This is a genomic window from Streptomyces sp. NPDC048504 (assembly GCF_043200035.1).
Taxonomy (GTDB): domain Bacteria; phylum Actinomycetota; class Actinomycetes; order Streptomycetales; family Streptomycetaceae; genus Streptomyces.
In genome coordinates, this window is record NZ_JBICXA010000008.1 from 304,516 (window position 1) to 316,054 (window position 11,539).

8 protein-coding genes and 1 pseudogene are annotated in these 11,539 nt (G+C 71.7%); 3 read left to right on the forward strand and 6 right to left on the reverse strand.

The features are described from left to right. Position 1: 1 nt before the first annotated feature. The 3 genes from ACGFY9_RS22050 to ACGFY9_RS22060 all read right to left on the reverse strand — a co-directional run bounded on the left by ACGFY9_RS22050 (position 2) and on the right by ACGFY9_RS22060 (position 3,336). A complete protein-coding gene (locus ACGFY9_RS22050) occupies positions 2–2,224 on the reverse strand; it encodes an NHLP family bacteriocin export ABC transporter peptidase/permease/ATPase subunit (protein ID WP_393756481.1) in 2,223 nt (740 codons plus the stop codon). After that, positions 2,221–3,027: an HlyD family efflux transporter periplasmic adaptor subunit gene (locus tag ACGFY9_RS22055; RefSeq protein WP_393756483.1), complete on the reverse strand. Its 807-nt coding sequence runs from the start codon at positions 3,025–3,027 to the stop codon at positions 2,221–2,223. Before ACGFY9_RS22055 ends, ACGFY9_RS22050 begins: the two co-directional genes overlap by 4 nt. A 93-nt stretch (positions 3,028–3,120) precedes the next feature. After that, on the reverse strand, positions 3,121–3,336 hold the full coding sequence (locus tag ACGFY9_RS22060; protein WP_393756485.1) for a type A2 lantipeptide: 216 nt from the start codon (positions 3,334–3,336) through the stop codon (positions 3,121–3,123). A 781-nt stretch (positions 3,337–4,117) separates the two neighbouring features. On the opposite strand from ACGFY9_RS22060, the gene ACGFY9_RS22065 reads away from it, so the two are divergent. Further along, entirely contained in the window at positions 4,118–5,500 is a 1,383-nt protein-coding gene (locus ACGFY9_RS22065; protein ID WP_393756487.1) for a S1 family peptidase, read from the forward strand. 14 nt (positions 5,501–5,514) lie between these two features. On the opposite strand, the gene ACGFY9_RS22070 is transcribed toward ACGFY9_RS22065, so the two are convergent. The 3 genes and pseudogenes from ACGFY9_RS22070 to ACGFY9_RS22080 form a co-directional block, all read right to left on the reverse strand. Further along, positions 5,515–7,716, reverse strand: a complete 2,202-nt coding sequence (locus ACGFY9_RS22070) for a SpoIIE family protein phosphatase (RefSeq protein WP_393756489.1) — start codon at positions 7,714–7,716, stop codon at positions 5,515–5,517. Positions 7,717–7,833: 117 nt separating this feature from the next. Further along, complete coding sequence (locus tag ACGFY9_RS22075) at positions 7,834–8,145, reverse strand: hypothetical protein (protein ID WP_393756491.1); 312 nt, start codon at positions 8,143–8,145, stop codon at positions 7,834–7,836. Positions 8,146–8,170: 25 nt separating this feature from the next. Beyond that, positions 8,171–8,468 (reverse strand): annotated as a pseudogene (locus ACGFY9_RS22080) (lantipeptide synthetase); the annotation flags it as partial. A 208-nt stretch (positions 8,469–8,676) separates the two neighbouring features. Between ACGFY9_RS22080 and ACGFY9_RS22085 the strand changes: the two are divergent. Together ACGFY9_RS22085 and ACGFY9_RS22090 are read left to right on the forward strand one after the other, a co-directional pair. After that, a complete protein-coding gene (locus ACGFY9_RS22085) occupies positions 8,677–11,121 on the forward strand; it encodes a SpoIIE family protein phosphatase (protein ID WP_393756493.1) in 2,445 nt (814 codons plus the stop codon). 81 nt (positions 11,122–11,202) lie between these two features. Further along, entirely contained in the window at positions 11,203–11,487 is a 285-nt protein-coding gene (locus ACGFY9_RS22090) for a hypothetical protein (RefSeq protein WP_393756495.1), read from the forward strand. Positions 11,488–11,539 lie beyond the last annotated feature (52 nt).

Below are 11,539 nucleotides of genomic sequence, written 5' to 3' on the forward strand. Positions count from 1 at the left end.
CTCAGCGCTCCTTGACCAGCGTGGCGTACGCGCCGCCGGCCGCCACCAGGGCGTCGTGCCGCCCGCGTTCCACGATCGTCCCGTGTTCGAGGACGACGATCTCGTCGCTGTCGCGCACTGTGCTGAGCCGGTGGGCGATCACCACGCAGGCGCAGCCGCGCTTGCGCAGGTTGTCCATCACGACCAGCTCGGTCTCCGCGTCCAGGGCGCTGGTCACCTCGTCGAGGACGAGGATGCTGGGCCTGCGCACCAACGCCCGTGCGATCTCCAGGCGTTGACGCTGGCCCCCGGAGAAGTTGCGCCCGTCCTGCTCGACCCGGCTGTGGATGCCGCCGGGGCGCCGCATCACCACGTCGTACAGGGCCGCGTCGCGCAGCGCGTCCTCGACGGCCTCGTCCGGGATCGACGGGTCCCACAGCGCCACGTTGTCGCGGACCGAGCCCTCGAAGAGGAACACGTCCTGGTCGACGAAGGACACGGAGGCGGCGAGCGCGCCGCGCGGGATGTCCTCCAGCCGGTGGTTGTCGATGCGGATCACGCCCTCCCAGGGCGTGTAGAGGCCCGAAATCAGCCTGGAGACCGTGGACTTGCCGCTGCCGGAGCCGCCGACCAGTGCCACCTGCTGACCGGGGCCGACCGTCAGGTGGAAACCGGTGAGCAGCGGTTTGTCGAGCGGGCTGTAGCCGAAGGTGATGTTCTCCAGCTCGACGTGTCCCTGCAGCCGGCGGGTCGAATCGCCGCCGCCCGCACGGGAGTAGAGGGGGTCGGCCTGGAAGTTCTCGACGTCCTTGAGGCGGGCCACGTCGGCCGCGAAGTCCTGGATGCGGCCCGCGACACCGTTGAGCCGGGTGATCGGCGCGGTGAAGCGGGTGACCAGCGCCTGGAAGGCGACCAGGAGACCGACCGAGATGCCGCCCTCCACGGCCCGCATGCCGCCGATCCACAGGATCAGCGCGCTGTTGAGCGAGGCGAGCGTCGGCGCGACCACGCCCAGCCAGGCGCTCGGCAAGCCGAGCCGCTGCTGTTCCTCCAGTGTGGTGGCGTGCTGTCCGGCCCACTTGCGGAAGTAGCCGTCCTCGCCGCCGGTCGCCTTCATCGTCTCGATCAACTGGAGCCCGGTGTATGCCGTGTTGGTGAGCCGGGCGCTGTCGGCGCGCAGCTTCGCGGTGCGGGTCGCGCGCAGCCGGATGACGACCCGCATCGCCACCACGTTCAGCAGGGCAACACCGATGCCCACGTACGTGAGTTGGGGGTCGTAGGTATAGAGGAGGAACGCGTAGAGCACCACGACCACCGCGTCCACGCCCGCCGCCGAGAGGTCGCGGGCCAGGGTCTCGGCGACGGCGTCGTTCGACTGGAGGCGCTGCACCAGGTCGGCCGGGCTGCGCTGGGAGAAGAACGTCACCGGCAGCCGCAGCAGATGGCGCAGGAAGCGGGCGCTGGAGAGCGTGGAGGAGATGATGCGGCCGTGCAGCAGGTTCGCCTGTTGCAGCCAGGTCAGCGCCAGCGTGAGCAGCACGCAGGTGCCCATCGACGCGAACAGGACGCCCAGCAGGGACGTCTGACCGCCTATCAGGAACATGTCGATGTAGGTCCGGCTGAGCGCGGGCATCGCCGCACCGACCAGCACGAGCAGCAGACTCGCGAGAACGGCGGCGGGCATCGTGCCCGCGGTGCCGCGCAGCCGGGCCGGCATCGCGCCGAGCACGCCCGGCTTGCGGCCGCCCTTCTCGAAACCGTCGCCCGGCTCCATGACGAGGACGACACCGGTGAAGCCGGCGTCGAAGTCCTCCATGGGCACGAACCGGCGGCCCTTTCCGGGGTCGTTGATGTACACCCCGCGCCGGCCGAAGCGGCGCCCCATGCCGTCGTAGACGACGTAGTGGTTGAACTCCCAGAACAGGACGGCGGGGGACCGCACTTCGGCGAGGGCGGCCGTGTCCATCTGCATGCCCTTGGCTGTGAGGCCGTAACTGCGCGCCGCCTTCAGCAAGTTGCTGGCGCGGGAGCCGTCGCGGGAGACACCGCAGGCGATGCGCAGTTCCTCCAGCGGGATGTGGCGGCCGTAGTAGCCGAGGACCATCGCGAGGGAGGCGGCGCCGCACTCGACGGCCTCCATCTGGAGGACCGTGGGTGAACGGACCGTCTTCGCACGGCCCTTGGGGACCGGACGTTTCGGCGGGGCGGACCGGCGCCGCGAGCGGGTGTCCTGTGCGGGGCTCATGGCAGCAGCCAATCGAGGGGGCGCTGATCGGCCAGCCGGATCGAGGCCGAGGCCATGGTCATGGAGGTGAGGGCGAAGGGGGGTCCGTCCTCGGACGACCACTTGTAACCGCTCTTCGTCCGCGCCGACTTGTCGAGCTTCACCAGCACGGCCACCGGCCGGCCCTTCTTGGTGAACTGCTCGCCGAGTTGGCTGTCCCCGAGGAACGCGGAGATCTGCTGCGCCGACTGGGCGGACCGGTCCACCGCCTTCACCTGGCCGCGCAGCACGCCGTACGTCTGCGTCGGAGCCGACGAGACGGTCAGGTCGACGGAGGCGTTCGCGGGGATGGAGGCCGCGTTCTCGGCGGGCACGTACACCGTCGCGTACAGCGGGTCGGTGGCGTGCGCGACCTTCTCCACGGCGGCGACGTTCGCGCCGGTCTGGATGATCTGGCCGATGGTGGCGGCGAGCGCGGTGATCCGGCCCGCGGCGACCGTGCGCACGACGGAGTCGCCGTCGCTCGTACGGACCTTCAGGACAGGGGAGTCGGCGGGCAGCCGCTCACCCTCCTGGGCCAGTACGGCGGTCACCTGCCCCGCCACCGGGCTCTGCAGGATGTAACTGCCCTCCCCGTGCGTGAGGATGGCGGACGCGTTGACGGTCGACGCGACCGATCCGGTCACCGCCCACACGGACGCGGCGGCCACCACGACCACCGTCACGGAGAGCACTAGCCAGCCCTGCGGACGCGCGAAGCGCACCGGAAGATCGAGCTCTTCGGGCGACTGGAGCTTGGCGAGGGCCTGTTGGCGGAACTGCACGGGACTTCCCTCACCTAGGGGAGAGATCTTTTACGGCAACCGAGAGTCCCGGAGCCGGGAAACGGCTCCGGGACTCGGTGTGACAAGGTGCGGTCAGAGACCGGCGACCAGGCCCGTGACCGGGGCCACGTTCAGGCCGGTGGTGCCCTCGACCGTGCCGATGACCGAGTCGACCAGGCCGGAGACCGGGACAACGCCGTCGACCAGGCCGGTGACGGTGCCGAGCGCGTTCACGGACAGACCGCCGGAGACGTTGTCGAGCTCGGCGTCGGAGATCTCGACGGTCTCGACCTGGGGGGTGGAGTTCATGGGGGAACTTCCCTTCATATGGATATTCACAAGGGGGGAGCGGCCCCCTCTGGGGACAGACGACGGCCGCGACCGCAGGCGCCGGGCGCCGTTTCCGGAGCCCTCGTGGCTCCTGCGGTGCGATGGATCAAAGCACGGTGCGGGTGGACGCAGCCAATCAAACTCCCGTCCCACCAGGGCACTTGAGCCCCAGGAGTTCCGAACCGTGCAGGCGTGGGCACGAGGTGTCGGCGACTTCTTCACACGCTGCACGGCATCGTTCCGCGGAAGGGCTTGCGGCACCGAAGCGGAATCGGGCACTCCCCACCAAAGGCGTTGCTGGGGGCGTGTGCATGTGCAGATCCGTGGAGACCGGTGACTTCGTTGGGTACGCGCTGTGCAGATTCCCTGAAGTGAGGATTCCGGCGACTGTCCTCGACGGACCGTTGCCGACCGGTCGCGGTCCGTGTCTGTCCGGGTGTGGATCGGGAGTGGACCGGAAGCGTGTGAACCGCCCACCCGCGCGGGCAGGTTTGGGCGGCACCGATTCGATCAAGACATCCGGCCGCTCGCCGCGCACCTGACGGACAGGGGCCGCTGCGCCGCAGACACCGGCCCGCAGCCCCTTCGTACCCCTGCCAGGTCAGGGCCTGGACATGGCCGATTCCCGGTTTTGTAAAGGAAGTTGGGAAACGGAATTGAACGCGCCACGTGACACGTGCGTATCAACGGGCATCCAGGCGCCCCCCAATAAGCCGCCGCCCCGGCGGCACAGACCCCGGTCCCCAGGAGGTCGAGCAGTTTGAGTCACAAGCGAATTCCGAAGCGCAAGGCCGTTATAGCCGTCGGAGGTGTCGCCGCTCTCGGAGCCGCGGCGATCCTGCTGCCGAACGCCAACGCGTCCCAGGACAACTCGGCAGGCGCCGCCACCCCCAAGACCCTCAAGGCGACGGGCGCCTCCGACCTCTCCTCGCAGATCGCCGGACTGCTGGGTGACGCCTTCGCCGGGTCCTACTACGACAGCGCCACGCAGCAGCTCGTCGTCAACGTGATCTCGGGCGACAACAACAACGTGGTCGTGCAGGCCGAGAAGGCCGGCGCCAAGGTGCGCGAGGTGCAGAACAGCACCGCCGAACTCACCGCCGCCGCCCAGGTGTTGAAGACCAAGGCGACCGTCCCCGGTACCGCCTGGTCGGTCGACCCGAAGACCAACAAGATCCAGGTCCTCGCCGACAGCACCGTCACCGGCTCCGACTGGGACACCGTGCTCTCGACGGTCAAGAGCCTCGGCACCGACATGGCCACCGTCAAGAAGACCGCCGGCTCCTTCAAGACGCTGGTCTCGGGCGGCGACGCCATCTTCGCCCAGACCGACCAGGGCGGCGTGCGCTGCTCCCTCGGCTTCAACGTCACCGCGAGCGACGGCACCCCCGCCTTCCTGACCGCCGGACACTGCGGCGTCGCGGCCAAGCAGTGGTCCGACACCCAGGACGGCCAGCCGATCGCCACGGTCGACCAGGCCACGTTCCCCGTCAGCGACTTCTCCCTCGTGAAGTACGACGACCCGGCGACGCAGACCACGAGCGACGTCAACGTCGGCAACGGCCAGACCGTCCAGATCACCCAGGCCGAGGACGCCACGGTCGGCACCCAGGTCTTCCGGATGGGCTCCACCACCGGTCTGCACGACGGCACGGTCACCGGGCTCGACGCGACGGTCAACTTCCAGAGCGAGACCGACCCCAACGGTGTCGACACCGTCAACGGCCTCATCCAGACGGACGTCTGCGCCGAGGCGGGTGACAGCGGCGGCTCGCTCTTCACCCAGGACGGCGGCGCGGTCGGCCTCACCTCCGGCGGCAGCGGCGACTGCACCAGCGGAGGCGAGACCTTCTTCCAGCCGGTCACCGCCGCGCTGACGGCGACCGGGGCCACCCTCGGCGACGCGGGCGCGGGTGCCGGCGCGGGCGACGACACCGCCACGGCGGACCCGTCGGCGACCGCCGCCGACCCGTCGGCCACCGACGGCACGGGCGACCAGTCCGGAGCCGTGGACCCGTCCGCGACCGACGGCACGGGCGACCAGTCCGGAGCGGTCGACCCGTCCGCGACCGACGCCACCGGCACCGGCCAGGACACCGGCAACGGGGCCGACGACGGTTCGTCGCTCACCTCGAACCACTGATCCGACCCCTTCCATCAGGTCGGCGGTGGATCGGTCCGGCCCTCCGGCGGGAGGGCCGGACCGCCCTGCGTGTACGTCGGTCCCGGCTCCCGGGCCCGCAGCAGAAGCAGCGCCACGTCGTCGATCCGCTCCTGCGCGGCCGCACTGTGCCGCACCAGTTCGTCGGCGATCTCCTCCAGCGGCAAGTCCCCTGCCGCTGCGAGGCGTCGGCCCAGTTCGGCCAGGGCGTCCTCGATGTCGACGCCGGGTGACTCGATGAGCCCGTCGGTGTAGAGGGCGAGGACGGAACCGGGCGCGAGATCGACCTCCGTCGTCGGATAGACGGCGTCGGCGTCGATGCCCAGCAGCGGACCGCCCGCCAGGTCCAGCACCCGCACCCGCCCGTCCGGCCGGCGCAACAACGGCGGCGGATGCCCGGCCCTCGCCATCACGGCCCTACCGCGCGCGGGATCGAGCCGTAGATACAGACAGCTCGCGAAGAGTTCCGACCCGAGGTCGATCAGCAGCCGGTTGGTGCTGCGCATGACCTCCTCCGGGGCCTGGCCGACGGTCGTGTACGCGCGGACGGCGGTCCGGATCTGCCCCATCAGGCCGGCCGCGGTCACGTTGTGCCCCTGTACGTCACCGATCACGGCAGCGAGGCCCTCGGAGGTCACCAGGTCGTAGAAGTCGCCGCCGATCTCCATGCCCTGAGTGGCCGGCAGATAGCGGGCGGCGGCCTCGATGCCCGGCAGCGGCGGCAACGAGTGCGGCAGCAGCGCCGCCTGCAGCCCGTGAGCCAGCTGGTTCTTCGCGTCGTAGAGCAGCGCACGCTCCAGCGCCTGCGCGATCAGCCCGCCCAGACTCGTCAGCACGGCCCGTTCGTCCGCGGGGAAGACATGCGGCTCGCCGTAGGCCAGCACACAGGTGCCGACCGGGCGTCCGGACGCGATCAGCGGGAGATACGCCCAGGCCTCGAACCCGTCCGGTGTGGCGTGCCGGCTCGGATACAGCCTTTCCAGTGCCTGCCGGGAGTCGAAGAACGCGGGCACACCGCTGTTCAGGGCGGCCGTCCCCGGTGTCGACCCGTTCAGCGCCATCCCGTCGAAGCGCTCCACGATCTGCGGGTCCGGATAGCCGCGGTGCCCCAGCACATGCAGCCGGCCGCCCTGCGAACCGAGGACGACCAGCGCCTGGCTGCCCACGGCCGGCGCGACCTCGTCCGCGATCAGCTGCACCACGTCCTCCACCCCGACCGCCTCGGTGAGCGCCCCGGCCAGGCTCAGCACCTGCGAGATGGTCACAAGGCGCGACGGCCCCTCGCCCGGCTGCGGCGCCGCGCGGCTCAGCTCCGTCACCGCCCGCGCCCGGCTGATCCTTACGCTCAGCCCGGTCGTGCTCGGATACAGCCGGAACGACAGCCACTCGCCCGGCGGCCGCAGCGCCACGAACGACGTGGCCTGTTGGCTGAGCAGCGCGGCCCGGTAACGGTCCTCGTACACCGGGTCGTTGAGCCAGGGCACCGCCGCCCACAACTGGGTGCCGAGCAGACTGCTCACCGACATGCCGAGCAGCTCCCCGGCCGCCGCGTTCGCGAAGCCGACCCGCCCGTGCAGATCCAGCGAACACAGCCCGTACGGCAGCCGGGCCACCATCCGCGCCGCCTCGACCGTGCCCAGCGTCCCGGCCACGCTCGCTGCGGGCCCGGTCGCGAGGAGATCGGGCTCCGCCCGCACCGGGTGGCGCTCCTCGACGGCACGCTCCAGCCGCACCGCGAGCCGGTCGCAGGCGGAGGTGAGCTGGTCGCGGTCCCGGTCGGAGAGCACCGGCGGATGCGAACCGGGCCAGGTCACGAAGACCGAGCCGTAAACCCTCGACTCCGTGGCGATCGGCACGGCGGCCAGGGCGAAGGGGTACGGCAGCACGACCGCGATGCGCGGATAGCGGCGGGCCATGTCCTCCTCGCCGCCGACCCAGATCAGCCGCCGCTCGCGCACCGCCTCGGCGACCGGGATCGGCGCGCTCAGCCCGACCCGCTCCCAGGGCGCCGCGAAGGCGCGGGGCAGCCCGGCCATCACCGCCATCTCCAGCACCGGCTCGTCGGGCGTCAGCAGATACACCGCGCCCGAGTGCGCGTGGACCCCGTCCATCATCGCGGCCAGCGCGAGAGACAGCATCGGCCGCCCGACCGGCGCCCCGGCGACCACCGGAACCTGCCCGTCCGACACGCCGACCACCTCCTCGTACGGCCAAAGGGGCGCGTCTGTGTCGAGAGCCCGACCGCGCGGAGGCCCGAAGGGCTGAGCACGGTCGGGCTCTCGACACAGGCTTCGGCGCCCCGGAGGCCATCAGTGTCACAGCGCGGTCTCAGGGATCAGGCTCCACCCTGGGGGCCCGGCGCGCACGGTGAGCGAGCTCGTTTCCCGGAGGAGAAGCGTGTGCCCGTACCCCGAAGGCCCTGGTCGTATACCCCCGAATCGAAGCGCGCGGCGGCGTACGGGCGCCTCGCGTGCGCCGAGGAACACGGTGGCCAGCCACGGGTCGATCAGCGCCGGCGCGACCACGCCTCCGACCGGCCCCGCCAGTGCCGCGAGCAGCGCGGACACCGCACCCGGCGCCGTTCCGGCCTGCGCGGCGTTCCCCACCAGCCGGGCACCGTCCCGCACGCGTCCAGCACTCCGATCAGCAGCACCGGCCCGCGTACTTCGTGTTGCGCAAGTGGAGTAAGTGGGGGCCGGGCACGAACTTGAACGGGATGCGGCGCGGGATGCGGTAGTCCCACACGATGGTGGCGATGCGGTCCGCGTTCGCCCGGGTGGCCGAGGCGCGGATCTTCCAGCCCTGGGCCGGTCCGGGGAGCGGGCCCGGCGCGCTGTGTCGAAAAGTCGAACAGGGGCGTGGCGGTGTCCGTGCCGGGCGCGGACAGGCTGTCCGGTGTCTCGTAGAAGTGTCTGTCGGCGAGCGCGTACACCTCGTAGCGCTTGCCCATGGTCGTCCCCCTCCGTGGCCCGGCTCGAATCTCCCAGCCGGGCCACGGACGCCGACAGTCACGCCTGTCACGAGAACCCTGTGCGGAACGCACGCGTAAAGATTTGTTCGGCGCCTTTCGAGCCGGAAGCAGGTCCATCCGGCCCCTCATCTCCACGGAACGGTCACAGGGGCTGCGCAGCTGGCGCATAAGCGCTGTAATTGCGGACGTGGTCAGTGAGGGCGCTGAGGGACGCGGAACGCGAACGCTGCGTGCCGAACTTGCCGTCAAAACGCTCACGACCGATCTCGGCTCCCGCGAACGGCTGCGCCGCGTCCTCGAACAGGCCCTCGTCTTCGGCGGTGCGACCTTCGCCGGGGTGTACACACCCGGTGACGACGCCGATCTGCTCTGCCTCGTCGAGTCGGTCGGGGTGCCGCGGACCCTGTACGGGCTGCGGGACGGCTATCCGGCGGCCGGGGGATCACCGGTCGCCGAGGTGCGGCGGGGCGGACACGCCGTGTGGCTCGGCCCCGAGGAGCTGGCCGCGGGCGGTGACGCGCGACGGCTGCCGTCGGGGGAGTTCCATCTGGCGGCGCTGCCCGTGCGCGGCGACCGGGGCGGCGGCTGTCTGCTCGCGGTCGGCGAGCGCCCGGACGGCTTCGGCACCGAGGACCGCGAGTGCCTCGCGCTGATCGCCGAGGCCGTCGCGATCCCGGTACCGGCCGAGTCGGTGGCGGGTGAGGACGTGGCCGCGGGCGCGTTCGATCTGGCCATGGACACCGGGCGGGTCGAGGTCGGCGGCGACGTCCTGGAACTGTTCGGGCTCGGCCCGGACGACTTCGACGGCAGGGTCGAGACCCTGCTCGGGCTGACCGTGCCGGAGGACCTGCCCTCGCTGATGTCCGTCGTCGAGGCCGACCACATGGCCATCGGCGACCGCGAGCTGGAGTTCCGGGTGCTGCAGCCCTCGGGGACGCCGAAGTGGCTCCGGCTGCGCGGCCGGCTCCTGCCCGGCGGCGACGGCCGCCCGGCCCGCCTCGTCGGCACCGTCGGCGCCGCCTCCCAGCTGCGCTCCGGCGTCAACGACGTGGCCCGTGTCCAGCGCCTCGCCGCCGCCCTCGCCATGGCCGGCACGGTCCGTGACGTCAGCCAGGCCGTGGTCGCCGCCCTGCGCAAGCCGCTGCGCGCCGACCGGATCGCGCTCGCCGAACTGGAGGGCGACCGGCTCGTCGTCACCGTCCTGGACCCGCCCGAACCTGAGTCCTGGCCCGAGGTGTGGCGCCTGGAGTGGCGCAGCGAATGGCCCGACGCGCCCGTGCGCACGATGCCCACCCTCGCCGCCGCCCTGCGTGAGGGCCGCGCCGCGATCTGGCCCGCGGGCACCGACCTGGAACCCGCCCTCGCCGAGGTCGGCCCGGGCGGCCTCGCCGTCCTGCCGCTCTCCGCGGGCGGCCGGGTGTCCGGTGCCTGCCTGATCGGCTGGGACGCCCCGCACGTCTTCGGCCCCGACGAACGCGCCCTGCTCACCGCCTCCGCCGGCCTCGCGGGTCAGGCCCTGATGCGCGCCCACGCCTTCGACGCCGAGCACGAACTCGTCGGCATGCTCCAGCGCCAGCTGCTGCCGCGCCGCCTGCCCACCCTGCCCGGCGCGGTCGCCGTAGCCCGCTATCTGCCGACCACGGCCGGTCTTGAGGTCGGCGGCGACTGGTACGACGTGATCCCGCTGCCCGACAACCACGTCGCCCTCGTCATCGGCGACGTCCAGGGCCACAACGCGGGCGCCGCCACCCTCATGGGCCAGATGCGCACCGCGCTGCGCGCCTACGCCGTCGAGGGACACCCGCCCGACGTCGTCGTCTCGCACGCCAACCGCCTGCTCATCGACCTGGAGAACGACCTCTTCGCGACCTGCTGCTACGTCGACGTGAACCTGGAGGAAGGTTCCGCCTGGTACGTGCGGGCCGGCCATCTCCCGCCCGTCCTGCGCCACCCGGACGGCGGCACCGAGATCCCCTACGCGGACGGCGGACCGCCGCTCGGCGTGGTGACCCAGGCCGACTTCCCCATGAGCCCGCTGCGGCTCCAGCCCGGCACCGTCGTCGCCCTCACCACCGACGGCCTCGTGGAGTCCAAGGAGGCCGACATCGACGAGGGCCTCGACCGGCTCGCCCACGGCCTCGCCGTCTCCGACCCCGCCCACCTCGGCCTCGTCGCCGACGCCCTGCTCGGCAACGCCCGCCGCGAGGACGACGTGGCCCTCCTCCTCATGCGCTACGACGGCCTGGCCACCCGCCCCCGGCGCGAGAACTGGACGGTGTGGCGCGTCCCCGAGGCGGCCCGGCACGCCCGCCGCTTCACCAAGCGCACCCTGCGCACCTGGGGCGTCAGCGAGGAGACCGACACCATCCTGCTCGTCGTCTCCGAGCTGGTCACCAACGCCCTGGTGCACACCGACGGCCCGGTCCGCCTCGACCTCACCCTCGTCAACCGGCGGTTCCGTGTCGCCGTAGCGGACTCCTCGCCGCGCACCCCGGTGAAACCGACCAGCATCGGTTGGGAGGCCACCGGAGGGCGCGGCATCCTCCTCGTCGAGGCCGTGTCGGCGGCCTGGGGCACGGTGCCGGTGAGCGGCGGCAAGCAGGTGTGGGCCGAGATCGCACTCGACCAGTAGACGGCCGCACGGGTGCCTGTACGGGCGCCCAGCGGCAGGTCGGGATGGTCGCGCGCCCGTGCCGTGATGGGGTGCGTGCTTGTGGCACACACCTTCGAAGAACTGGTCGAGAAGCACCGCGTGGCCCAGGCGGCACGCGCCCGGGTCCAGGAGATGCGGGACTCCCTGGGAGCCCCCGCGCACGCATCCTGGACCGAGGCGGAGACCGACATCTACGAGACCGCCTGGCGGGCCTGGCGAGATCTCGCCCGTGACATGCAGGCAGCGGCGGACGAGTATGCGAGGGACGAGGGCCTCGACCGGGCCGAGGTCGAGGCGGACGTGGCACGGGCCGCGGGTGATTTGTCCGGTCCGTCGGCCGGTTAGACACCTCACGGCCTCCTCATCGTTGGCCGGTCGTAATAAACGAACATAGGGA